This window comes from Streptomyces sp. NBC_00328 (assembly GCF_036139655.1).
Lineage (GTDB): Bacteria > Actinomycetota > Actinomycetes > Streptomycetales > Streptomycetaceae > Streptomyces.
The window spans coordinates 9,606,383-9,629,968 of the sequence record NZ_CP108013.1 but is presented as its reverse complement, the minus strand read 5'-3'; the positions used below and the strand labels follow the sequence as shown (position 1 = coordinate 9,629,968).

The window sequence follows — 23,586 nt, the reverse complement described above, 5'->3', positions numbered from 1 at the left end:
TTCACCTGCAGCCAGGCGAACTGCAGCGGCGACATAGCCCCGGCAGAGGGCGAGCCGATACCGGACGCGCCCCGGTCACAGGACTCCCGGTGACTCCTCCCCCGGCTGAAGCCGGAGGCTTCTCGTTACGCCGGGTTGGCGTTGCGACGGACCAGCCCGGCCCGTAGAACGTTGAGTGCTCCCACTGTGTCGGCGTGCGCTATATGTCCGCAGGCGACGCAGTGGAACTTCTCCTGTGTGGGCCGGTTCTCCTTGGCGGTGTGCCCGCAGTGGGGGCAGGTGCGGGAGGTGTCGCGGGGGTCCACGGCGATCACTTCCCGTCCGGCGCTTTCAGCCTTGGCGTGCAGAATCGTCAAGAACACCCCCCATCCGGCATCGTTGATCGACTTGTTGAGCCCGGCTTTGGCGGCCGCCCCGTTGGGCAGGAAGGTGCCCGGCCGGTCGGGGTCGGGCTTCGGGGCGGGGGCCTTGCTCATGTTGCGGATCTTGAGGTCTTCGTGCGCGATGACGTCGTATGCGCGGACCAGGTCGAGCGCGGTCTTGTGTGCGTGGTCGAGGCGCTGGCGGCGCACCTTGCCGTGGAGCTGGGCGACCTTGTCCACCGCGCGCCGGTGGTTGCCGGTGCGGTTCCCGGCCTTGCAGCGGGGGAACCGGGACAGGGCCTGCTGCGCAGCTTCGAGCTTGGCGGCCGCGCGGCGGCCGTGGCGCGGGTTGGCCACGAAGGCGCCGTTCGAGTCGGCGAGGAAGTTCGCGATGCCCAGGTCGATCCCGACCACGCTGCCGGTCGCGGGCAGTGGCTCCGGCTGGTCTTGTTCGACGCTGAGCACGACGAACCACTTACGGCCCTCACGCTTGACCGAGACGGTCTTGACCCTGCCGGGCACCGGGCGGTGCTGGTTGACCTTGACGTGGCCGATGCCCTGGAGGCGGACGCGGGTGACCGGGTCATGCGGAGTGGAGTTCCACCGGCAGCCGTCCCCGTCCTTCGGAAAGTCCACCGTGTCGAACCAGTTCACCCCGCGAAAACGCGGGTACCCCGGGATCTCTCCGGACTTGACCCGCCGGAAGAACGCCTGCATCGCCTTGTCCAGGCGGCGCAACGTCGCCTGCTGCGAGCTGAACGACCAGCGGCCCTGACGTTCAGGGTCGAACGCCGGATCTCCTTGAGCTGCGCGGACTGCATCCCGTACTTGACGGTGCTCTTCGAGACGTGCCGCCAGGCGTCACGGCGTTCCTGTAAGGCCCCGTTGTAGAGAGAGCAGTGATCGCGCAGCATCTCGGCGAGCGCCTGGGCCTGACGGACGGTGGGCCGCAGCAGGAACTTGTACGCACGGATCATCCAGCCCACCCCCTCCGGTCAGGCTGACTTGATCCTACTGTCTTGGCGTTTGTCACCACATCGGGAACCAGAAGCGCCCGGCATGACCGTCACCACACAAGCGCAGTGATCTCCGGCGCTTCGCGCCTCCAGACCGAGGATCGCATTCCCGTCCGACCTGAAGGCCGGGATTCCCTGCGAGAACAAGGGATGGCACGGGCCTACGATCTCGGGGATGGCCGGCCGTGTGTGATGTCGAGGGGGCGCTCATGGCAGAGCTTGTGCGGCAGCAGGATGTGGATGCCTACGTGGGCTTTCACGCCTTCGGGTTGCAGGAGTCCGGCGACGCGGATCTGCCGGTCCCCTTCCCGGACGACTTCAACCGGCGTGCGTTCCTCAGCACTCACCCGGGACGTCTGGACATCACCAGCGGTGGCCATACCCATACCGCCGTGGTCGGCGTCGAAGTGTGGGACGGGCCTCCGCCCCAGCAGGAACGGGCCGACTGGGATGAGGTGGCCGAGGCCGACTTCGAGTCGGCCAGTGGTCAGGTAGCCGTGTGGTCCATGCACACGGGCCGGATGGACGACCTGATCACGCTGGCGGATTCGGGCGGTTCGTGGCGCGTCCGGGTCCACTGTGCGGGCCGGGCCGAGGCCGCAGCCCTGTCGGAAGGCGAGGGCACCGGCCACGGTGTGGAGCGCTACCTCGTGCAGTTCTGGCCCGCCGAATCGTGAACCGGCTGCAGCGGGAGCGGCCGGTGCCAGGGTCGCTCCCGCCGCAGCGCAGGTCAGGTCAGGTCAGGTCAGGTCAGGTCAGGTGGCGATCTTCACGATGAAGCCGTCATCCATTCCGTCGATGATGCGGTTCTTGGCGTAGAAGCTCTTCAGGATGTTGCCGCCCCGTCTGGTTGTCGTCGCCCGGGATCGGCTTCGCGGAGAAGTTGAACTCTCTTGCCTCCGGGTCGTAGTAGTGCTCAGCAGCCCCTGCCCGCACCGGGCACGAGCCGAGGCACCCGCCTAGGCCGGCTGACACTCGGCGGATCCGCGTCCTCGGCGGCTCACCGCCCTCACGGGTGGCGAGCCGCTGTCAGAACGAACTGTCAGCCAGCCCGATTACGAGGTCTTCCATTCCGAGCGGGACCCTTCTGGCCTGGTGCCAAGGGGCTGCTGGTCAGGAGGTCATCGGTGCTGGATTCCGAGCTGGTTCGCGGCGGCGTCCACGGTCTGCGCCAGCAGGACGGCGATGGTCATCGGCCCGACGCCGCCGGGCACCGGAGTGATCAGACAGGCGCGGGTGCGGGCGGTGTCGAAGTCCACGTCGCCGACGTTGCCCGGGTTGTATCCGGCGTCGATCACCACCGCGCCGGGCTTGATGTCCTCACCCCGGATCAACCGGGGCCGTCCCACGGCCGCTACCACGACGTCTGCTTCCCGGACGATCGCCGACAGGTCCGCTGTGCGGGAGTGGCAGTACGTCACCGTTGCGTTCTTGGCGAGCAGGAGCATCCCGGCCGGCTTGCCAAGAATCGGGCTGCGGCCCACCACGACGGCGTGCTTGCCGGCGAGGTCGACGTCGTACGCCTCCAGCAGTCGCATGATTCCGCCTGGAGTGCAGGACATAAAGCCCGGCAGCGCGAAGCTCATCGCGGCGAACGAATGCATGGTGACCCCGTCGACATCCTTCTCCGGGGCGATGGCCTCGAACGCCGCTCGCTCGTCGATGTGTGGGCCGCAAGGGTGCTGGAGCAGGATGCCGTGCACGTCCGGATCGCCGGACAGGCCGGCGAGGGTGTCGATCAGTTCGGCGGTCGTGGTGGTGGCGGGCAAAGCGATGTGCCGGGACTGGATGCCCGCCTTCGCGCACCGCGCCCGTTTCATGCGGACGTAGGTGGCCGACGCGGGGTCCTCCCCCACCAGCACCGTCGCGAGACAGGGGCTGGTTCCCCCACGCCGTGAGATCTCTGCCGCCTTGACAGCAGCCTCTTCGATGATGCGTTCGGCGAGGTTGGTGCCGTCCATGAGCTGGGCCGTCCGAGTCGCGGACATCGTTGCCTCCAGGCGTTGCTGACCACTCGCCCAGGCGCACGGCAACGACGTCTCGTCAGACCGCTCCCCGGTGGTGCTCCACCTCAGCGCCAGTCACGGCCCACGCCACACTGTAGTAGACGCAGCATGCTCACACCGGTCAGCGTTCTCTTCCCAGTTGGGGAGCGACTCGCCACGGTCCGTCCCCTTTCCGGACCGACGTCCATTCTCGTCAGCGTTCCCGTGCCGCTTGCGCTCGACGATGGCCACTTGACATCCTCCCCCTCTTAGAGGTCGTTCTCTTTCCGAACCTTGTGTGCGGATTCCGCTGGTCAGACATGGGATGGCATCTGTCGCGGAAGTCTCGGCTTGTTGCCGGTCGAGATGTTGCGGGGGTGGCGGATGCCGTCGATGCGGGCGGTTCTGGAAGCGCGGCGGAAGGCCGCGGTGGTGCGGGTGGAGGAGCTCGAAGCCGAACTGGAGCGGGTGCGGGCGGACTTGGCGGACGCCGAAGAAGTCCTCAGGCGTCGGGTGATCGGGCTCGAGCAGTATCTGGAGGCGCTGGCCGAGGAGGAAGCGCCGGCCGTGGTGGTCGGCGGGCCGTCGCGGAAGAAGCCGGTGGGTCCGCGCCGTGCGGTGCCGCATCGGGAGAACGCGGTCGGGGTCGAGGATCTGTCGGTGGACTACCGGGCGGTGATGGCTGCCGCGGCGGAGGCCGGAGTCGAGGGGTTGGGTGCCCGGCGGACAGCGGTGGTACTCGGCTGGGACAGTGCCTCCGTCTCACGCGTCGAGGGTGCGAGAGCACGGTTGAAGAGGCTGGTGGAACGGGGCTGGCTGGTGGAGGCGAAGCCGGGAAGGTTCACGACGCCGCCGTCGGAACAGGTTGATCATGTCGGGCGGCCAGACGGCGGCTCATGAGTGCGATCATCGACCAGCGGATGACGGCTTCGCTGGTGTCGGTGCGTCGCTCGTAGTCCCGGACCAGACGCCGGCTGCGCAGGAGCCAGGCGAAGGATCTTTCGACGACCCAGCGGCGGGGCAGTGCCTGGAAACCTTGGACGTCCTCATGACGGCGGACGACGTCGAGGACGAGCCCGAGATGCCGGCTGGTCCAGTCGGTGAGGTGGCCGGTGTAGCCGCCGTCGGCCCAGACCCGCGTCAGCCGCCGAAAGCCCTCCTTTGCCGCGGGCAGAAGGATCCGGGCGGCGTCCCGGTCGGTCGTGGACGCCGGTGTGACCAGCACGTTCAGCAGAAGTCCGAGCGTGTCGGTGAGCAGATGCCGCTTGCGCCCGTTGATCTTCTTGCCCGCGTCGAACCCGCGTGAGGCGTGGGCGACGGTGGCGTCCGCCTTCACCGACTGCGAGTCCACGACCGCGGCACTGGGTTCCGGGCCGCGGCCCTCGCTGGTGCGGACGGCCTCACGGAGCCGTTCGTGCAACTCGGTCACGAGGCCGGCGTCCCGCCAGCGGGCGAAGAAGGCGTAGACACGCGGCCAGGGCGGGAAGTCGGACGGCATCGCCCGCCACTTGATGCCGTTGTCGACGAGGTAGCGCACCGCGTCGATCATCTGCCGGTGGCAGTAGCCCTCCGGTCGGCCGCCCCGGCCTGCCAGCCAGCCCGGAACTGGCAGCAGATCCTTCACCAGAGCCCACTCGGAATCGCTCATGTCCGAGCCGTACCGGGGCCGGCGATCCGGCCGGTCGGCCGCGTTCCCGAACCTGTGGGCGAGGCAGTCACACCCACGAGTGGACCAACTGGACTCGGCAACCGTGACCACGCGACACTTCGACAACAGGGCCTCTTGCTTCTCGCTGGACTCGACATCCGCGAGCTACCAAGAGGCCCTTCTTCCATGCCTGCACACAGAACAACTCACCCGAACCAGGCCCCTGTTCGAACCCCACCGATCACACGGCCGGATAGAGAACAGCCAGTTAAACGAGGGGGATTCCAACCCGGCTGGGTTGGGGTTCACGGACGCTCGACCGCTGTTCGGGCGGTGTCGTCCCTCCGGCACCGGCTGAGCGCCGGGGGCGGGGAATCCCGCCCTGTCCTGCCGCGACGTTGACTGCTGCGTTCTCATCGGCGTTGCACCCCCACCACCCGGTACCCCCGCAGCACCCGGGCCCCCACAGACCGCGCCCGCGCACATCCTGCCCAGCCTCGCCATCCCCCCTCCGTCCTCGCCTCCGTCGACCTCACCGAAACCAGAGGAGCCACCGTCCTCACCGAACTACAAACCCCCCACCCCACCCCCTAACCACCAACCCCACCAGCAACTCCCAGACGTACGGCGCCACGACGCCGCCGGCAGCCTGGGGAGGCCAAGCGCGTCGCCGAACTCGAAACGCCGCTCACACACGTCCGAGCCGGCAAAACCCTGCCGGTACCGGCGGGCGACATGATCGTGCAAGGCGAAGACCTCGGCACCTGGATCCGACGCAGCGGCTCGAGGAGGGCCGGGAGGTCGTGGGTCTGCGACTGGGTGGGGGTTGGACAACACCCGACGCAGAGCCGACAAGCTCACCCCCGAACGCCGTGCAAAACTCGACGAACTCGGCATGCCCTGGTGACGAGGCATTGGTCAGGCTGTTGGGGCAGGGGGTGCCTGTCGCATCCCTGACGGGTAATGGGGTCAGCGTTTGACGCGATTGCGGACGGCCAGAACCGCCAGGCCCAAAAGGATGGGCTCTGTCAGCCGGGAGGTCATCTCGATGTAGGTGCCGGTGGTGGTCAGCTCCTGGTCGGCGGAGCGGAACACGACCGAGTTCAGGACAACGTTCAGGGCCTTCTCGAAGCGCTCACCGGTGAACCGGTTCCCGGTGGGGTTACGCGGATCGTCCTTGCCGATCTCGAAAGTCACACGGCCGCCGCCCGACGGCACGATGCCGGTCGCTTCCTGCTTCGGGTCGTCGCGGGGGAGCCCGAAGCCCATGAGGAGCACGATCGTGGCCAGCATGGCCGCGGCGAGCCAGAGAAGGGCGCGGGAGGCGCGCAGGCCGTAGCCGGACAGCATCCAATAAGCGGCGAGTAGGCGCCTCTCGGCTGGAGGGATGTCATCGGCGTTGCGGCGCATCTCCATCTCGCCGTAGTAGAAGTCGGCTGCACCGGGCTCGTGCTTGCCGTCCTCGAACGCTTTACGCAGTGCCCGGTACACCGGGGCCAGCTGCAGCGGCCCGACGTGTGCGGTGTCGGTACCACCTGGTGTCCAGCCCGGGACGGCTCGCGGCCTGCGCGCGCCAGTGATGCTCTTCAGCGAGCAGACGACGACGAGTAAATCGCACGGGACGCCAGCGCTGCCAATGGAGGCCGGACGGGACTTCGGCGAACAGGCAGGCGCCCTCCAGTCGTACCTGGTCCAAATGCACCGTCCCGGTGAACAAGCATTCCGACAAGTCGACGTCGGCCAGCACCAGGTGCGCGGCGTCAACCCCGCGCAGCGACGCCATCCGCACCGCCGCATCGGGCCCATCCCCAAGGAGGGCCTCCGGCAACTGCGTGCCGCCGGCGAGTACGAAGGGATCCTGCTCTGCGGCGATCGTGAGCGGGTACTCGAAGACCGCGTGAGAGAAATCGACTGTGGCGTAGCGAAGACGCACCTCCGCCGTCGACGACCAGCGCGTCCGTCGGCATTCCAGGTGGCGGGCGGCGAACGAGAGATTCACCGGTCCGCTGAACACTGCCCCGGACAACACCAGCTTCGCGGCACAGACCAACGGTCCGAGTCTGGCCAACCGCTCGAAGACCGCCCGCTCGAATCCCGCATGACTCGCGAAGGCCGCCAGCTGGAACCATGCGGCGCTCTTGAAGGTCGCCGACCCGAAATGGGCATCGCCCCCGAAAGCCGCCGACCGGAACCAGGCATCGCCCCGGAAGGTCGCCAGGCGGAACCAGGCGTTGCCCCGGAAGGTCACTGACGCGAACCCGGCGTAGCCACCGAAGTTCGCCGAGCTGAATACGGCGCTGTTTTGGAAGGTCGCCGACCGGAACCAGGCGGCGCTCTCAAAGGTCGCTGACTCGAACCTGGCCTCACCATGGAAATTCACCGACTCGAACCCGGCATCACCCTGGAAAATCGCGGACCTGAACAGGGGGGCTCTCTCGAAGATCGCCGACTCGAACCTGGCCTCACCATGGAAGATCGCCGACCCGAACTGGGCATCACCCTCGAAAGTTGCTGACTCGAACCTGGCGGAGCCGAGACGGGGGTGTCCGGTTGCCGGGTCGCGGAGGGAGTCAAGGAGCGCATTGAGAAGAGGTTCGGTGAAGGAGGTGCCGCGATGGTCGACGTCGGAATCGGGGGCCAGGCTGGCCAGGTAGGCGTCGCGGTCGGAGTCATCCAGGTGGGCGAGGCATGCCGTGTGGCCGGGAATGTGGATGCCGCGACAACCCACCGGGTCCCCCGGAGTCGTACCGTGGCCACAGTGCGGCCAGTCAGGCGGAGTTGGAGACAGTGCGGGGTTCGGGTTCGGCATACCCGAAGGACGATCGAGCACAGTGAAGCAGTTGCAAGTCTTGCCCTCAGAGTGGCCCCCTGGTCCACTCTTCAGCCGTCGCCGACACTTGGCTGCTGTTTCCGGCGCATCAGATTCTCTGCGATTGCACGCAAGCCAGGCAAAGGGCTGGAAACCATCGCGTCAGCGGATGCCTGTTTGGGGAGGGATGGGCTGGTTGACCGGTCAACTGCGAGGGGGCTGTGTGGCACGGCGAGATTTCGAGAAGATCCTGGGCGAACTGGGCGAGATACGACGGGTAGTAAACGACTCTTCCAGCGGACTCGCAGGATTACGCAAGGACCAGGAAGACCTGCGCCGCAAGGTTCTGGAGACGGTCCAGCAGGGCACCACAGGACTGCGCGAGGAGAACCGGGAGCTGCGGCGCCGCCAGGAGAAGATGCTCACCGACCTGGCGGATGCGCGTACCGGGGTTGAGGCGTTGCGGCGGGAGCTCGCGCAGGCGTTCTCGCACATCGTTGGTACACCGGACCCGGCGGGCGCCGCAGAGCGCGGGTCGTCTTTGGAGCTTGAGCAGCGCGAACCGCGGCCGCTGGATGTGACGGACGTCGAGACCGGTAACGGGTGGAGGGAAGAGGCAGTGAACGAGATCCCTGGCCCGGTCAGTGACGGCGAGGAAGAACAGCGGGACCGGAACGGACTGCCGGAGGTCGTCACCGTGCCGGCAGCCGCTACACAGGTATCTCCGGCGGTTGGCGCCGCCCCGGCAGAGCCTTCGGTGGACCCAGCGGCCCCAGCCTCGGGGGATGCCGAACAGCAGCGCAAGGAGGACCACGCTCAGCACCTGGAGAGCGTGCTGCGGGCCGCAGCCATCGCTTCGGCCCGCGTGATCTGCCATCGGGACACGTGGTCGTTCCTGATCGAGCAGACCTCCCAGCACCCCCACTTCCGCCTCCCCGAACGCATCAACGACCTTGACGACGGAATGATCGAGACGTCTCTGTCCGGCCGCTCTGTCCTGGCTGTCCTGGTCACCATGCGCAAAGTCAGCGACGACTACGCCTCCGTCGACGAAGATATGGCCACCTGGGCCCTGGCCTGCGCGGTCTACCAACGCACCCAGCTCGCCGTCACCGACACCACCCACACCCGGCCCGACGGCGCCCAGGTCACCACCATTGTCCTCGACGACCGCCCCACAGCCACCAATCAGGCAGCCTGACCGGCCAGTCCAGGCCCCTGTTCGCTACCGGCCGCACGCGAGAGCAGCAGCCTCGCCGGGCGGCGGGTGTCAGGCGGAGCCACATCGCGTGATCGGCTGGCCGATTGCAGGAACGAGCAGAGCGCGTTGATTGTGGCCTTCACCCACTCCGAGCGTGTCCGTCAGCTCTGGAGATCGTTTCACCAGAGATCGCGTACACGGGCCCGAACCTGAAACGCGAGCGCTGAGGACTCTGGCTTCCGCTGCCCGATCCAGAGTCCTCAGCCGTAGCCCGGTCCCGTAACCGCTCTCACGGGACCGGACTACGTCCTCCGCGGGCGATGGGCGAAGAAGGTCTCGCACAGCGCCAGTACTAGTGCTGGATTCCTCTTTGACTGGGTATATGTCCTGGTGGCGGGGTAGTTGAGGGTGCCCGGGGGCGGGTGCCGGCCGATGGTTTCATGGGCACGACCGGGGCGTGACGGGGACGAGCGGGCCGTCGTTCGCAGGCTGTCGCGGGCACGGAAGGCTCCTCGGGATGTGGTGACGCGGGCCCGGATGATCGAGCTGAGCCGGTCGGGGCTGCGGGTCCCTGCGATCGCCGTGGAGCTGGACTGCAGCCAGAAAACGGTCCGCTGCCGGCTGCACCGCTTCAACCGCCTGGGCCTGCAGGGACTGGATGATCTGGGCGGGCAGGGCCGCAAGCGACGCATCACCGAGCAGGAACGATCCCGGATCATCTCCCTGGTCAAGACCGTCCCGCCGGGACGACTGCGGCGGGAGCCCGTCGGGGAACTGTGGGCCTTCGACGAGTCAGGACCGCCCGAGTGGACGCTGGATTCCCTGGCCGCAGCAGCACGGGCCGAAGGCACCGAGGTGGGTCGCTCACAGGTCAGACTCATCCTGCTCGCCGAGGGCGTGCGCTGGCGCCGCACCCGGTCCTGGATGCGCTCGAAGGACCCGGACTTCGTCCCAAAAGGACACGGATCATCGGCCTCTACACCCACCCGCCCGCCCGACGGTGATCTGCGCCGACGAGCTGGGGCCGGTGATCCCGCGGACCTTTCCGCCCGCACCCGCCTGGTCACCGGACGGACACCGGATCAAAGCGGAGCTCGACCACAGCCGCGGACCGGAGAAAACCTGGGTCTACGGCGGCCTGCGGCCGGCCGACGGCCAGGCCCTGACCATTGCGAGTCCTGCTTACGTGACGACCTATACCGACTCCTCGTACACATCGATCTCTGAGGGCCCACGAGCAAGCAACGGTCCGAGGTGCCCCTCCATGGCGGCGAGCCACTCGTCGAGGTCCGCATTGGCGTCGTGAAAGAACCAGGAGTCGAAGCTTCCCAGGGCGTCCAGGGCGGGTTCACACTCGTAGCGGAGTTCGCAGTGAACCTGTACGTAGTGGTCGTGCTCACCGTCGCCGTCACTGATGTCGAACTGTCGCGTGAGGTCCACAGTGAACATCGGTCGCCCGCTGAAGGCGTACGTGCCGTACTGGAAGAGCAAGCCGTCTGAGTCGGGTGCGGGCGCGGTGGCAAAGCGCTGCCGCCCGAATCGTATGAAGGCCAGCCATGCAGCTCGAGTGGTCAACTCGGTCTTCGTGGATCGCTCGACCTCCAGCTCGGCACGCATGAGATCGAGGGCTTCCTCCATCCGCGGTCTGTCGTGCACGCCGGCTCTCCTCGTTCTGTGAATCAGCACCTTAACCTCGTAGGGCCGCATCAAATCCAGCCCGGACCAGCGAGGCAGCCGCCTCCCGGCTTGCAACGCTCAGTCACGGCTGCACGGAACCTGCGCCAGAACCATTCTTGGTGAACAAAGCCAGCCTCCGGTGATCTCGCCGAGTCACTGGTCCGCTGACCGCCCGGGAGCCTTGCGAGTTGCCGGCCGTGGACGTGCGGGAAGGCGGTGACGCGTCACCAGCGGACCGTCAGAAGTCGTACGGCTTCTTGGCGTTCCAGTTCAGCACGTCGGCCTCGTTCCAGGTGAACTTCTGGTTCTGACCCTTGCTGACGACGGAGTAGGAGGGGCCGGGGCGACCGTCCTCGCCGCGCAGCGCGAAGGCGAGTGACTGCGCCGTGTGGTTCTTGGAGCCGTAGTCGAAGAGGTTCACCGCGCTGTATACCTTGCCTCCGGGCTGGAGCGTGATGTGCTTGTCGCCGCCCGGGGTGTCCTTCGTGGAGTGCGGCAGCGCGACGTTGTTGGTGTTCCAGTCGAGTACCACGGCCGGGTAGGAGGTGACCCAGCAGGGCTTGGTGCCCTCGTTCACCGCGGTGAGCAGCAGGTGGTCACCCTGCTGGCCGGCGAACCTGTGCACCGCGGTGACCAGCATCTCGTCTCCGCGGCACTGCTGGGCGCCGGCCGTTGTGCCCTTGCTCGCGATCTCCTGCGCCCCGCCCGCGGCGGTCGCCGAGGGCGCCCCTTCCTTGGTGTCACCACTGCTGTTGGCCTGCGCCGCGCTGCCCTTGGCGTCCCCGTCGGATGCGGACCGGCTCTGGGCGGTCCCCGCGCTGTGGTCGCGGCCCGCCGCCTTCGAGCCGCCGTCGGCGCCGCCACAGGCGGTCAGGCCCAGCGCCAGCGCGGCGGTGACGGTGGCCAGAGCGGCGGTACGGGCGGTACGACGGGCACGGTACGTGGTCATGATGAAAGATCCCCCGTGATCTGTCAGGACACGGCGCCTTCCCTTGCTTTCGCAGGGCGGCTGTCCGCATCGGCTGTTTCGCTACACCCCATGAGATGACGCCGGGACAAGCATCGTTCACCCGGTTCTGTCCGCATTCGGTAACAAGGCAACTGGGCCCAGACACACCGGTGTTCACGCCGTGCCCGTCAGTGGTGCAGCGCCTTCGGCTGCTGCGGCACAGAGCAGGGCCACCAGGCGCCCCCGCCCATCCGCGAAACGGTTCACCAGCGGTCCACCGCGCACGTGACCCCCGCGAAACCCAGACCGCTGCCGGGCGCGGCCACGTCTTCGGCGTGACCGAGGGGCCTGGATGCAGGACCGTCCTGGCGTTCACGCCCAGCCAGCCCGAGGAAGGCGTCGGCACGCCGGCCCGGGTCCGTACCAGCGAAGGCCCCGACGGCGACGTCGCCTTCGAGCGGAGCGCGGAACGACCGATAGGGCTGTGGGCCGAAGCCGGGGAGAACCTCCTGCGGATCGTGCCGCTGCTCGGTCCGGACGCGCCGCCGGCGGACGAACTCGAGGACTGCCGGTTGCGCCCCGGCTGCTACCGGCCCGTCTACGAGAGCTCTATCTCGCACACCTGATCGGGGCCGGTCCGATGCCGGTGATCGGGCTGTGCCGGCTGTGCGTCGAAGGCACCACGCTTCGCTCGTTGCGCCAGATCGACGTCCCTATGGACCCGCGGCAGCGTGCCGTCCTTGAGACGGTGGCCGCCGCCATGGCGTAGGCGGGTCGCCCTGCCGCCGCTCTGGAAAGGCCGTGAGAGTGAAGGCGGGGTCAGGACGCCAGGTCGAGTACAGCCCACACCTGACGGCCCTCGCCGGTCATCTCCGTCCCGCAGCTGGCCGCGCCGAGTTCACGCAGACGGGTCAGGACATCGTCGTCCCACGGCTGCGACGGATGGGGCTGGTGGCTGAAGGCCAGAACGAGTGCCTGATTGTTCTGCTCGGCGAGGTGGAGGCTGATGTGCCGGCCACCGTCCGCCACGACCGTGGTCACCAGGTGGCGTACCAGTGCTTCCAGCGCGTCCGGCGCCTTCAGGCCCCATTTGCCGAGCCGTCCGGTCACTTCGGTGAAGGCCTTTCCCGGCGCCCAGGGCTGCGCCTCCAGGGACCATGAGGCGCCCTGACGGTTCTTCATCACCGGTCGGCCCACGCGGCCGGACCGCTGAGACATGGGGAGCCCGGTCTGCGGCGGTGGCGGCGACGGCGGCTTCTTCGGAGGCGGAGGCGTCCTCGGCGGGTAGTCGGGGCGTGGCTTGATGGCCTCAGGCCCGGTATCCGGCTCCACGGCCACCCCCTTGCGCTCCCGCGTATGTGGTTACCCATCGTAGAGGCCCCATCAGCTCTCTGGCACGGTTCCACTCACATCCGCTGCAGGTCCTCGGCTGTTCCCGCGGCCGCACCTATGGTCAGCGGCGCCACAAAGGAGTCTGGTCCGTCACCACGGGGGGAGTGACGGACCAGACGTGGAGCCCACGATGACACAAGTCGCCTTCGGACGGCGCGCGTTCACTCTCAGCGGTAGGGGCTGCTCAAGCAGGGCGGCCGCCCGCCAGTAGGCGTCAGGCTCGCCCGTCCCACAGACGGCGCGGGCCGCCCTGGTGGACCAATGGTGACTGGCGTGGGCCGTCCGTGTGGGCCCGGGCCAGGAGGATCCGACGACTTGCTGGGGACTGCACTGTCGGTGGGCACTGCCAGGATGGCAGGCATGACGATCAAAGAAGTAGCACGTCACACCGTCGCAAAAGAGCGGATCGAGCAGGCCCTCGAGGACATGTGGGGTCGGGCCTTCGGCCGGTGGCACGAGATGCGCTACGGCGACATGCCGCTGCGGCGAGGGCTCAGGGAACTCGGCGAAGAGCTAGCCGACCACGTCGCCGTGCGCAGCGTCCGCGACCCGGCCCTGTGTACGCCCGACTCGCGCACCGCGCTGATCACAGCGGCGGAGTGCGCCCTGGGCGTGCTGAGCCTCGCGTGTTTCCCCGACGGCGACTTCTCGGTCCCTCTCCCGCTCGTGACGAAGACCCTCAGCAGCGAGGAGCTTCACTACGAGGAGGAGTGGGAGCCGGACCACCCGGTGACCACGGCACGGACGTGGACCGATGCGTTCACGTGGGCCGTGATCAGCGGCCTGATATGGGACCGGGACCGGGTGATCGGCCCCCTGCTGCGCGAGGACTATGCGCCCGCCATCCGTGACGGCGTTCCGTACTCGAAGCGGGAGTCGGTGTCGTACCCGGCCGATCTCGCCGAGATGGACGCCCTGTGCGACTACCTGAATGTCGTCCAGGGACGCTATCCCGGCGCACTTCCGGGGCCGGTGCCGCTGGGCAAGCCGGATGCTGCCGAGCGGGCGCGCGCGGCCGAACAGCTCGATGCGGCTGGGACACTGACTGGGGACCAGCGGCTGTTGCGCGTTCTCCTCGACGACGATCAGGACGCGTTCGAGCGGGCCCTTGAGGAACGGCTCGTGGCGCATCGCGAGAGCGTCGGGGCCGACCCGGCTGCCCGCAGCCTGCTTCCGGTGGGTGCCGTCACGCTGGCCGCCCTCGCCTGTCTTGCGCACGGCTGGCAATTGGGCATCCGGTCCGCCTATCTGCCCGAAGCGCTGGTGAGTGCCCCGCAGCAGTAGGCGGACGGCGCCGCGATGACGACCACGTTGACCGATCCCGTCGAACGGTCAGGCTCAGCCCTGTGGTGCCGGCTCGCGGTGCCCGACAGCGGAGTAGGCCTTGCCCAGCACTCCCGCGAGCTGCACGGCCGTCAAGGACGACTCGGCATACCGCTGGACTTCGTCGTCGCTCTGAAGCACCTCCCCGGAGACCTCGAGCAGGGCCAAAGCGGTCCGCATCTCCCCCGCGCAGCGGGTGAGGAAGCTGTAGATCCGATACGCCTCCAGCGGATACTCGATCCCCCGGTGCTGGAGGTCTGCAGCGAGCACAGCCAAGAAGTGGTCCGAAGCCGTCGCCCCGCTCCCGCCGGGCACCTCGCTGTACGTCTGGTACTCGATGACGGAACCAGCCTCGCCCAGCACTCCCGCGAGTTGCTCCGCCGCGGCGGAGGACTCGGCATAGCGCTGGAGCACACCGCCGAGAGGCTCACCCCGGTAGTCGGTCATCAGGAGACCCTGGTCCCTAAGACGTCAATTTCGCAGTCGTGCTCGAGCGCTGATCAAGAGCTGCTGTTGCGGGGCTCTGAAGGTCGGCGGTGCGTAATCTCGCGGACGGCCTGGCGAACTGCGCCTGGGCTGTCGCACCGGAGGACCCGGTCGCTGACCGGCTGGAGGAAGGCTGCCAGCGTTCGGCTGCTGTTGGCGCCGTCTCGCTCACGAAGCTGATCGGCAGTCCCCTCCGGCCGACGCCGGTAGCTGAGTGCGCCCCGGGCAACACGGCGAACGGAACGCAGATCCCAGTCCTGCCCACCGCGGCGCCGGTCTTCGGCCGCTCGTCCCAATACGCGCCATGCCGTGATGCGGGCCGGCAGGTCAAGCCAAAGGATCACGTCAGCGGCATCACGCAGGGGCGCGGTCCAGCCGGCGTAGAGACCATCGGCCACCCATCCGCCGGTCGCCGCGAGGCAAGCGGCCCGTTCCCTGCGCTGATCGTCAGAAGCCCGGACCCACTGCCAGAACGGCGCATTCTGCCCATCGGGAGGTGGGCTGTAGGCCACTCGGTCAAGGTCGTGATGTGGCAGTCCCAGCGCAGCCGCCAAGGAGCGCGCCAAGGTGGTCTTGCCGCTTCCAGGCCCGCCCACCACCAATAGCCGTTGCACCACGGCGTCGGTGGCCCTGTCCTCTGCCAGCATGCACGCACCCTACTGACCGAACCAAGAGCCCACGAAGTGATCGAACGAAAACCTTCGTTCGCGAGACACTCCGAACGTCCCCGCCGCCGATCCGGATCGGTGCAGCTCACCCGACGAGAAAGCCACCACGACGGCGAGGTCCGGCGAGGAGGGCAAGCCGTGTACTGGCTGGTTGCCCCTGTGTCGCACACCCGCCCGAGCCCGTATCGTCGATCCGCTCACGACAAGGAACGAGGTTTCTGCTTTGGCGACGTCTGCTTCCACGACCAGGTCTGCTCTGCCGTCGCTGCTCGGCGTTTTCGCCCACCCTGACGACGAAAGTCTGCTCGCTGGCGGTGTGCTCGCCCAGCATGCCGCCGCCGGTGCCCGCACGGCCGTCGTCACCGCGACCTGGGCCCAAGGCACCGCGCGGGCCGCCGAGCTCGCCGCGGCATTGACCGTTCTGGACGCGGGCGAGCCGCGCATGCTCGGATACGGCGATGCCCGTAACCCGTCCTCGGCGCCCGGCCGGCCCCGTTGGTGCGAGGTGAACCTGGACGACGCCGTCGCTCAGATCGTGGCGCACATCCGGCAGTTCCGTCCCGATGTCGTCGTCACACATGACGCGCTCGGCCAGCTCACCGGCCACCCGGATCACCGTCGAACCCACCAAGTGGTTCTGCTTGCCGTGGAGGCTGCTGGAATCGGCCGGATTCACCATGGGGCGGGTGAGCCATGGCGGACCCGAGCTCTGTACGGGGCCACGCACCCGCACTCCGCAATCGGCGACCTCGGGCCACTACTGACAGGCGTCGGCAAGACACTGCTCAGCATGGAGGACAAGGACGTGGCCGCGACCGTGGACGTGACACCCTGGCTGGCGCAGAAGTGGACCGCGATCTGCTCACACACCAGCCAGCTCGAAGGCCAACGCCCCCTGCCTGCACTGCTGGCCCGCCTCGATGAGGCAACCCGCGACCGAATCCTGGCCACCGAATACTTCACCCGTGCCAGCGCCGTCCCCGCTCCGGCAGTCTCGCACGTACTGTCACTGTGATCCCCGCGCCCGATCCCCATCCACGCTCCTGGGGTGCGCGGATGGAGTGAGCCCGCGCCGTCCACCGCGCCTCCATGGCTGACTGCCTCGCCCAGCGCGGCGACCTCGCCGCCGGCGCCGGAGAGCTGGCCGGCCTCTTCGGCGAGCCCACCCTCCAGGAGCAGTTCGACCAGGCCGGGGAACAGCTGCTGCTCGTCCTGGGGATGGAGCTGCTCCGCCGCCGTACCCGCCCGGCCGGACGGTAGAGGCCGCGTACCTTGTCTGGTCCTCCGGGGGGCGACGACCATCATCGGCTCAGCCGGTCGCATCCTCGGGCTCGGCGCCGGTTGCTCGCGGCTGTGGTGTCACCGGGAAAGCCGCGGGGCTGGCCGGGCCGTGGCTGTGCCACGGTCTACCGCGCCGGCCTCCTCGTCGCGGGTATCTGCCTCTGGTCCGCCCGCTGAACGAACAGGCAGATCACGGTCGGAGGCATTCTCCCTGCGGGTCGAAGCAGACGAGTGCGTGCTCACGAGCCAGCGCAGCGGCGTACTCGGACACCTCCTCCGCCTTGCCGTAGGACATGAGCAGGTACACCATCGGCCCCGATGCCTCCTCGATGACCGGCGGGGACGCCCATACGCTGCGAGCGACGTCGTCCGGATATCGCTCGACGAGCGCTTCCACGTAGGCCCTGATGCGCGGCACCGGAGGCACGGCAACGTCGTCCGACTCCAGGTAGCGCTCGTAGAGCTCGTCGTAGGTCGAGCCCGCTTGGTCGTCGTCGAGTGGACGGTCGCCGTCCCACACCGCAAGGTCATGGCTCACCAGCGCATCGTCGCAGGCAGCAGTTCCTTCGGACTCAGCAGGCCCTGAGATCGAACCGTCAACGCGACCCGCCTCAGGCCGCCAGCGGCTGCGCCTCCCACGGCCGCGGTCCCGCACCTTCCTGCCAGCGGCGCAGTTGCGGACCGTCGACGCACACGATGCCGCACTGCTCTGCGTAGTCGAGCGCGGGGGCGGTGAAGTCGCTGGTGGTGACCACGACGGCGACATCGGCGCCGTGAACGGTGAAGCAGGTGCCGCCGAAGCGCTGCAGGTCCTGCGAGCCGACCCGGTTGCCGTCGCAGTACCGCTTGCACTGGATGACGACCGAGCGCCCGTCGGGCGTCCTCGCCACGACGTCGGCGCCCAGGTCCCCGGCCCCGCCCACGACGTCCACGTCGAGACAGCCGTCGCGCCGACACAGTTCGGCCACCGCCTGTTCGAACTCGTCCGGGTCCAGGGCCTCATAGGCGATCTCCACCGTGTCCGCGGGCGCCTCGGGCACGGTCTCGGGAAGCAGGACGGTGGGGTCCGTGCCGAAGCGGCCGCCGCAGGCGCTGGCCCCGGCGGGGACCAGGCCGACGGCGGGATCCGGTGACGCCGCGTCAAGCGCTTCGACCGCCGTCTGCGTGGCTTCGTCCAGGGCTTCGGCCGCGCGGCGCGCAATCCTGGCCGCCGATATGCGGCGCTTCCCGCGGCAGCCGACCATGACGGCGCCGACGCCCATGAGGGCGAGCGCCACAGCCCAGGCGGGACGGTGCACCGCGGCCGCAGCCGCGGTGCGGGCGGCCGCGCCCACCAGAGCGAGGATGGCGGCGAGGAGGGCGAAGTAGAGGGCCGTCGCCCGGAGTTCGAACCGGTGGGAGCGGCGCGCGGTACTCCGGGCGCGTGCGGGAACGGCCATGGTGATGTTTCCTCCCCTGGGATGTCAACGAAGATCAATTCGCGTCTTCCCAGGCAGCGGCCGTTCTATCGGATTCCGTCGTGCACGCCTCTTGCGGCCCGAGGACAGGTACGGGCTCGCCGCCATCGGCAGGCACGTCGGGGTGGACCTGCGCGCCGGCATTCCGCGCCCGCCGGCACCGAGCGGAGCCACCGCGTCCCAGGCGGCCCCCGGAAGTCGACCGGCCGGCCAGGTCGCGGACGAGGCGATGTGCCCGATCACAAACTTCACCCCGTCGTTGACAACCTTGGTGGCAGACCGCCTGCCTTCAATCGAGAGGCGTACAAGGGGCGCAACACCGTCGAGCGGTGCATCAACCGCTTGAAGCAGTGGCGCGGAATCGCCACCCGCTACGAGAAGACCGCGACCACCTACCTGGCCGGACTCCATATCGCTGGCATCTTCCTCTGGTCAGCATCATGATCAGAACCTTGCAGCCAGCCCGAGGGATAAGCCGTGCGCGACAACTACCCGAACTTCTTAGAGGACGGTATGTGAGCGCAGAGGTGATTTGTCGTCACCTGAACGTGTGGCAGGACGGCATCCCGGTCGGTCGGCGGCCATGGGCGTGCTGGGCTGGTCGTCGTGAGCGAGCGCAAGCCCTACAAGACCGACCTGTCCGACGAGCAGTGGGCGCTGATCGGGCCGGTGATCGCCGCGTGCAAGGCCGCACACCCCTCGGTCAGCGGCCACCAGGGCCGGTAGGAGATGCGGGAGATCGTCAACGCGCTCCTCTACCAGGGCCGCACCGGCTGCCAGTGGGACCTGCTTCCGCACGACCTGCCGCCGCGCGGCGCGGTGATGTACTACTTCACCAAGTGGCGCGACGACGGCACAGACCAGACCATCCACGACCTGCTGCGCTGGCAGGTGCGGGAGAAGGCGCGGCGGAAGGCGGACCCGAGCCTGGTAGTGCTCGACACCCAGAACGTGCACGCGGCGGCCGGGGTTCCCGCGGGGTCGACGGGGCGTGATGCGGCAAAAAAAGTACCGGGCCGCAAGCGCGGCCTGGCCGTTGACGTGTTGGGCCTGGTGATCGCGGTGGTGGTGCTCACCGCGTCCGCGCACGACAACGCCGCCGGCATCGCGCTGCTGGACAAGGTCGCCGCCGACACCGACACCGTGGAGAAGGCCCTGGTCGACCAGGGCTTCAAGAACGCCGTCGTCGCGCATGGGGAGATGGTGGGCATCGAGGTGGAGATCGTCGAGCGCAACCCGGCCCAGACCGGGTTCGTGCCGATCCCCAAACGGTGGATCGTGGAGCGCGCTCTACGGGATCTTGATGCTGCACCGCAGGCTGGTGCGCGACTACGAGCACCTGCCGCGCAGTTCGGAGTCGCGGGTGTACTGGGCGATGACCGCAGTGATACTGCGCCGGCTGACCAGGCCACCGCTGCGGCCTGGCGCAGCACATGACCGGCGGGGAGCTGACCCTCGGGGCGGTGCTGGCGCGGCTGGAAGAGCGGGAACGGGAGATCGCCGCGCAGGCCGAGACGACGAGGGAGCAGATCGCGCAGCGGACCGTACGGCTGGACGAACTCGGCCGGACTGCCGAGGATGTCCGGATCACCCGCAAGACACTCCTGGAGCTGCCCGATCCGCAGCCGCCCGCGCCGCCGGCCCCGAAGCTGCCGGACCATCCGGCCTACCAGCAGATCATGGCGGTGTTCACCGCGGCCGACCACCCGCTGCGGGCACGCAGGTGTGCGAGGCGATGGACCTGGAGATCGCACCCAACAACATCAACAACACCCGCCTGAAGCTCAAGCGTCTGACCGAGCGCGAATCCTGGTCGAGGCCGAGCAAGGCTTGTTCACCCAGCCACGGCCGTAGCCGCCCGGCGACACCGCGGCCAGCCCGCTTACCCCTCCCGGAAGAGCGAAACGAACAATCAACTCACGTACCACCCTCTGGCAGCGGGCAAGCCGGCCATTTCTCGTCCCCTCGATCGAGCTGTTCGTCTTGGGCCCTCGTTCGCCCTGTGTGCGGCATGAACGGGTGCTTGCCGATCGCTACTGTCGGCAGCTAGTGCCCCGGCAGGCAACGTTTGCCCGTCAAGGAGCGGCGTCCGGTGCGTGCTCTCGGCGTGCCGGGTGCAAGCCCTCGTACTGGACGTACTTGGGCTTGTGCCCGGTGCGACGAGTGGGGGTCCCCCCTGCTCGAAGAGCTTGGGGGAGCGTGCCGGGCGTCGCGACGGGGCGAACGTTGCCTGCCGGGGCACTAGGAGGAGAACAGCTTCCAGTGCCCTTCGGAGACGACGTCGACGGTGCCGTCGGTCACTGTGATGGCGGTCTCGTCGTCGATCGCGTACGCCGGACCCGGGATCTCGGCCGCCCATCTCTCGGCGTCGGCCATGGAGTTCTCCGGCAGGAGCTCGTGATCCAGGTGCGGGAAGATCGAGAAGTCGACGATGCCCAGTGTGCTGTCGCCACCGGCGGGCGGCTTCCACTCGACGAAGTCCTCCCCGATACGGGGGGTCATCACCATGCTCCCGGCGCTCAGCCCCACCCAGACGGTCTCGCGCAGCGACGGCAGGAGATCCGCCAGCCCGGACTGCCGCATCCAGTGACACAGGTAAAGGGCGTCGCCGCCATTCACCAGCAGGACGTCTGCCTCTCGGACCCAGGAGACCCAGCGTTCCTCGTCGATGCTGGGCAGCGCGGTCAGCTCCAGCACTCCCAAGGACTTCCAACCCAGCTCACACATGGGTGTGGAGGACCGACCGGTGATGAAACGCCATGCCCCAGCAGGACTGCCCTGGGGGTGCCCGTACCCCGCAGTGGGGATACAGAGGGCGTTGGAGTCGGCGATCGGTTTGCCCAGTAGGTCGACCAGCGCATTGTGGATGCTCGTATTCTTGATGCCGGCGGAAGTAAGAAGAAGCCGCACGCTGCCCCCAGGTTTCGTTGGCGGGGCCAGACTACCTGCGACGGCCGCTCTTGTAGGGCTTGCGCTCGCTTACGGTGTTCAGCCCAGCACGCCCGAGCCCGCCGACCTGCTGGGATGCCGCAGTCCCATACGTTCAGATGACGACGAATCACCTGCCAGCCCACATACCGTCCTCTGAGAGCCCCGTTGACAAGACGAGGTGGGCTCGCGCCCAGCACTTTGGGCATGAAGTGTTCAAGACCCGGTGCATATCCGTCTGCACGGGTATCGAAGCGGTCTGTCGGTATGTGCAGGTCTGCCTGCGGCCACTGAGCGTCAGTCAGCGACATACCCAGATCAACGTCCCGTTGATCCAAACGAAACTGCCTAGGTTCGTTGAGACAGGACAGCCGCCAGGGCGAGCCGGTCAAGGATCAGTGAGACCGGACAGAGTTTTACGCGGTAAAACCTGCCTGGGTCGACTGGGCTTCCTGAGGCAGCAGCGCACGGACGTGTCTCGTCTCAACGAGCCGAGTCGGCGGCCGATTCGTCTCAACGAACCCTGACCCGCTCGACCGAAAGGCCCGCCGTGACGACACCCCCCACCACCGACCTCGACGAAGCCAGTGCCCTGCGCCACCAGCTCGCCGACCAGCTCGCCGAATCCGGCCACATCCGAACCCCCGCGGTCGACGAGGCCCTGCGCACCGTGCCCAGGCACGCGTTCGCCCCCGAAGTACCGGTCCAGAAGGCATACGCCAACGACATCGTCGCCACCCGCCACAGCGACGACGGCAGCACCATCAGCTCCATCTCCGCGCCCTGGCTGCAGGCCGACATGCTCGAAGCCGCCCGCATCCGGCCCGGCCACCGCGTCCTGGAGATCGGCTCCGGCGGCTACAACGCCGCCCTCGTCGCAGAACTCGTCGGCCCGGCCGGCACAGTCACCACCCTGGACATCGACCCGGTCGTCACCGACCGCGCCACCAGCTTCCTCGCCCAGACCGGATACGACCACGTCCAGGTGGTCACCGCGGACGCCGAGCACCTGCCCGTCGGCATCGTGCCGGACGGCGGCTTCGACGCCATCCTGGTCACCGTCGACACCTGGGACCTGACCTGGATCGACGCTCTCGCCGAGGGCGGACGCCTCGTCGCGCCGCTCCGTCTGCACGGATACCACTGGTCCATCGGCTTCACCAAGCGCGACGGGGTTCTGCACAGCGACGAGCCACTCATCGTCTGCGGCTTCGTCGCCATACAGGGCGACGGTGCCGGACCGGGCGACGACGTCCTCGGCCCGCTCACCGGACGCCGGATCCTGGACATCGGATCCGGAGCCGGCCACTACGCCGTCCACCTCGCCCGGACCCACGGTGCACTCGTCGACGCGGTCGAACTCTCACCCACCCAGCATCGACGCGCCACCGGACACTTCGGCGACGTGCCCGGCGTCCGGTTCCTGCACGCGGACGTGATCGAGCACCTTCAGCAGGCTCAGCCGTACGACGCCGCGTACGGCATCTGCACCCTCGCCGGAATCGACCCACACATCGCACTGCCCGCGCTGCGCGACGGGCTGCTCCCCGGCGCCCCGCTCGTCTTCTCCGCGCTGCACACCAACTGGCACGGCCATGGTCCCTCCGCCACCGTGACCCCGCGCCAGGAGACAGTCGGTCTCAAGGGAATGGAGCCGCTTCCGCTGCAGACCTGGGTGCTGACCGCGCAGGTGTGGGAAGACCTTCTGGCGGACTACGGATTCACCGTGGAGGCGATCACCCAGCTCCATGCGCCCGAGCCTGACAACCCCGTGATCTGCCAGCTCATCCAGGCCCGCCGCAGGACCGTCCTGCCCGCGCAGATCACCAGCCGTCCCCGCAGTCGTCGCCCGCCCGTCCCCCACGCGGCGATCGGGGTGGGCGCCATCGTCTACGGCGAGCGCGGTCTGCTCCTGGGCCGCCACCATCGCGGCACTCTTGAGCTGCCCGGCGGATCCGTCGAGGCCGGTGAACCCTTTGAACAGACGGCCGTGCGCGAACTGGCCGAGGAGACCGACCTGTCCGCACGTCCGGAGGACGTCACCCTCCTGGGCACCCTCGTCGATCACGTCGGCGACGTCGTACGCGTCACAGTGGGCGCCCTCGTCACCGCCTGGCAGGGCGAACCCGCCACCCAGCCCGACGAGAGCGTCGGCGACTGGGCCTGGTGGCCGCTCGATGACCTGCCCGACGGGCTGTTCGAGTGCAGCGCCCAGATCCTCACCGCCCGGCGCCCCGACCTTCCCATCGACCACCCCCCGGCGCACTTCAGCCCCTACGCCCGCCGTACAACACCGTCGTCCGACCTTGACGTGAATGTCCGTCCCCGCCAAGGCAGTTGGCCATCTCGCCAGCAAGAACGGCATCTCGGGCAGTGACAGGAGCGCCTTGGCCTCCACCGCCTC

General features: G+C 68.3%; 22 protein-coding genes, 3 pseudogenes and 1 riboswitch. Of the genes and pseudogenes, 12 read left to right on the top strand and 13 right to left on the bottom strand.

What is annotated here, in order from left to right:
* Positions 1-125: 125 nt before the first annotated feature.
* Positions 126-1,339 (bottom strand): annotated as a pseudogene (locus OG485_RS42515) (RNA-guided endonuclease InsQ/TnpB family protein).
* Positions 1,340-1,587: 248 nt separating this feature from the next.
* Here OG485_RS42515 and OG485_RS42510 point away from each other — a divergent pair.
* The gene (locus OG485_RS42510) at positions 1,588-2,055 is read left to right on the top strand and encodes a hypothetical protein (RefSeq protein ID WP_328663590.1); all 468 of its coding nucleotides are present in this window, start codon (positions 1,588-1,590) and stop codon (positions 2,053-2,055) included.
* A 444-nt stretch (positions 2,056-2,499) separates the two neighbouring features.
* Here the strand turns inward: OG485_RS42510 and OG485_RS42505 are convergent, their stop codons facing one another.
* Entirely contained in the window at positions 2,500-3,366 is an 867-nt protein-coding gene (locus tag OG485_RS42505; protein WP_328663592.1) for a bifunctional 5,10-methylenetetrahydrofolate dehydrogenase/5,10-methenyltetrahydrofolate cyclohydrolase, read from the bottom strand.
* 21 nt (positions 3,367-3,387) lie between these two features.
* A riboswitch (ZMP/ZTP riboswitch) is annotated at positions 3,388-3,473 on the bottom strand.
* A gap of 283 nt (positions 3,474-3,756) precedes the next feature.
* Between OG485_RS42505 and OG485_RS42500 the strand changes: the two genes are divergently transcribed.
* Positions 3,757-4,263, top strand: a complete 507-nt coding sequence (locus OG485_RS42500) for a hypothetical protein (protein WP_328674192.1) — start codon at positions 3,757-3,759, stop codon at positions 4,261-4,263.
* Here the strand turns inward: OG485_RS42500 and OG485_RS42495 are convergent.
* The 3 genes from OG485_RS42495 to OG485_RS42485 all read right to left on the bottom strand — a co-directional run bounded on the left by OG485_RS42495 (position 4,205) and on the right by OG485_RS42485 (position 7,739).
* A complete protein-coding gene (locus tag OG485_RS42495; protein WP_328663239.1) occupies positions 4,205-5,011 on the bottom strand; it encodes an IS5 family transposase in 807 nt (268 codons plus the stop codon). The two genes, OG485_RS42500 and OG485_RS42495, sit on opposite strands and share 59 nt — an antisense overlap.
* Before the next feature lie 969 nt (positions 5,012-5,980).
* On the bottom strand, positions 5,981-6,502 hold the full coding sequence (locus OG485_RS42490) for a hypothetical protein (protein ID WP_328674183.1): 522 nt from the start codon (positions 6,500-6,502) through the stop codon (positions 5,981-5,983).
* Positions 6,483-7,739: a pentapeptide repeat-containing protein gene (locus OG485_RS42485; RefSeq protein WP_328674182.1), complete on the bottom strand. Its 1,257-nt coding sequence runs from the start codon at positions 7,737-7,739 to the stop codon at positions 6,483-6,485. Before OG485_RS42485 ends, OG485_RS42490 begins: the two co-directional genes overlap by 20 nt.
* A 304-nt stretch (positions 7,740-8,043) precedes the next feature.
* Here OG485_RS42485 and OG485_RS42480 point away from each other — a divergent pair, with 304 nt between their 5' ends.
* Positions 8,044-9,021, top strand: a complete 978-nt coding sequence (locus tag OG485_RS42480; protein ID WP_328674181.1) for a hypothetical protein — start codon at positions 8,044-8,046, stop codon at positions 9,019-9,021.
* A 432-nt stretch (positions 9,022-9,453) separates the two neighbouring features.
* The gene (locus tag OG485_RS42475) at positions 9,454-10,248 is read left to right on the top strand and encodes a helix-turn-helix domain-containing protein (protein WP_443048883.1); all 795 of its coding nucleotides are present in this window, start codon (positions 9,454-9,456) and stop codon (positions 10,246-10,248) included.
* On the opposite strand, the gene OG485_RS42470 is transcribed toward OG485_RS42475, so the two are convergent.
* Together OG485_RS42470 and OG485_RS42465 are read right to left on the bottom strand one after the other, a co-directional pair.
* Positions 10,216-10,728: a hypothetical protein gene (locus OG485_RS42470; protein WP_328674179.1), complete on the bottom strand. Its 513-nt coding sequence runs from the start codon at positions 10,726-10,728 to the stop codon at positions 10,216-10,218. The two genes, OG485_RS42475 and OG485_RS42470, sit on opposite strands and share 33 nt — an antisense overlap.
* A gap of 208 nt (positions 10,729-10,936) precedes the next feature.
* On the bottom strand, positions 10,937-11,647 hold the full coding sequence (locus tag OG485_RS42465; RefSeq protein WP_328674178.1) for a DUF4232 domain-containing protein: 711 nt from the start codon (positions 11,645-11,647) through the stop codon (positions 10,937-10,939).
* Positions 11,648-11,982: 335 nt separating this feature from the next.
* Here OG485_RS42465 and OG485_RS42460 point away from each other — a divergent pair, with 335 nt between their 5' ends.
* Entirely contained in the window at positions 11,983-12,273 is a 291-nt protein-coding gene (locus tag OG485_RS42460) for a hypothetical protein (RefSeq protein WP_328674177.1), read from the top strand.
* A gap of 193 nt (positions 12,274-12,466) precedes the next feature.
* Here OG485_RS42460 and OG485_RS42455 read toward each other — a convergent pair whose 3' ends face one another.
* Positions 12,467-12,865 carry a hypothetical protein gene (locus OG485_RS42455; protein ID WP_328674176.1) on the bottom strand — a complete coding sequence of 133 codons (399 nt, stop codon included), beginning with the start codon at positions 12,863-12,865 and terminating at the stop codon, positions 12,467-12,469.
* Positions 12,866-13,399: 534 nt separating this feature from the next.
* Here OG485_RS42455 and OG485_RS42450 point away from each other — a divergent pair.
* Positions 13,400-14,323, top strand: a complete 924-nt coding sequence (locus OG485_RS42450) for an immunity 49 family protein (protein WP_328674175.1) — start codon at positions 13,400-13,402, stop codon at positions 14,321-14,323.
* 54 nt (positions 14,324-14,377) lie between these two features.
* On the opposite strand, the gene OG485_RS42445 is transcribed toward OG485_RS42450, so the two are convergent.
* Together OG485_RS42445 and OG485_RS42440 are read right to left on the bottom strand one after the other, a co-directional pair.
* Entirely contained in the window at positions 14,378-14,809 is a 432-nt protein-coding gene (locus OG485_RS42445; RefSeq protein ID WP_328674174.1) for a hypothetical protein, read from the bottom strand.
* Between the two features lie 53 nt (positions 14,810-14,862).
* Positions 14,863-15,495, bottom strand: coding sequence for a hypothetical protein (locus tag OG485_RS42440; RefSeq protein WP_328674173.1), 633 nt, complete (start codon positions 15,493-15,495; stop codon positions 14,863-14,865).
* A gap of 244 nt (positions 15,496-15,739) precedes the next feature.
* Between OG485_RS42440 and OG485_RS42435 the strand changes: the two genes are divergently transcribed.
* Both OG485_RS42435 and OG485_RS42430 read left to right on the top strand, forming a co-directional pair.
* Positions 15,740-16,531 (top strand): PIG-L deacetylase family protein, encoded by a 792-nt coding sequence (locus OG485_RS42435; RefSeq protein ID WP_328674172.1) that lies wholly within the window; start codon positions 15,740-15,742, stop codon positions 16,529-16,531.
* Between the two features lie 74 nt (positions 16,532-16,605).
* Positions 16,606-16,776, top strand: a complete 171-nt coding sequence (locus tag OG485_RS42430) for a hypothetical protein (RefSeq protein WP_328674171.1) — start codon at positions 16,606-16,608, stop codon at positions 16,774-16,776.
* A 211-nt stretch (positions 16,777-16,987) separates the two neighbouring features.
* Here OG485_RS42430 and OG485_RS42425 read toward each other — a convergent pair whose 3' ends face one another.
* Together OG485_RS42425 and OG485_RS42420 are read right to left on the bottom strand one after the other, a co-directional pair.
* Positions 16,988-17,335, bottom strand: coding sequence for a hypothetical protein (locus OG485_RS42425; protein WP_328674170.1), 348 nt, complete (start codon positions 17,333-17,335; stop codon positions 16,988-16,990).
* 73 nt (positions 17,336-17,408) lie between these two features.
* Entirely contained in the window at positions 17,409-18,236 is an 828-nt protein-coding gene (locus OG485_RS42420) for a restriction endonuclease (protein WP_328674169.1), read from the bottom strand.
* Positions 18,237-18,524: 288 nt separating this feature from the next.
* Between OG485_RS42420 and OG485_RS42415 the strand changes: the two are divergent.
* The 3 genes and pseudogenes from OG485_RS42415 to OG485_RS42405 form a co-directional block, all read left to right on the top strand.
* Positions 18,525-18,698, top strand: a pseudogene (locus OG485_RS42415) (IS5/IS1182 family transposase); the annotation flags it as partial.
* A 162-nt stretch (positions 18,699-18,860) separates the two neighbouring features.
* Positions 18,861-19,691: pseudogene (locus tag OG485_RS42410) on the top strand (IS5 family transposase).
* Positions 19,688-20,035: a hypothetical protein gene (locus tag OG485_RS42405; RefSeq protein WP_328674870.1), complete on the top strand. Its 348-nt coding sequence runs from the start codon at positions 19,688-19,690 to the stop codon at positions 20,033-20,035. Before OG485_RS42410 ends, OG485_RS42405 begins: the two are co-directional and overlap by 4 nt.
* A 460-nt stretch (positions 20,036-20,495) precedes the next feature.
* On the opposite strand, the gene OG485_RS42400 is transcribed toward OG485_RS42405, so the two are convergent.
* Positions 20,496-21,164, bottom strand: coding sequence for a Type 1 glutamine amidotransferase-like domain-containing protein (locus OG485_RS42400; RefSeq protein WP_328674168.1), 669 nt, complete (start codon positions 21,162-21,164; stop codon positions 20,496-20,498).
* Positions 21,165-21,732: 568 nt separating this feature from the next.
* Here OG485_RS42400 and OG485_RS42395 point away from each other — a divergent pair.
* The gene (locus OG485_RS42395) at positions 21,733-23,559 is read left to right on the top strand and encodes an NUDIX domain-containing protein (protein ID WP_328674167.1); all 1,827 of its coding nucleotides are present in this window, start codon (positions 21,733-21,735) and stop codon (positions 23,557-23,559) included.
* The last annotated feature ends 27 nt before the right edge of the window (positions 23,560-23,586 follow it).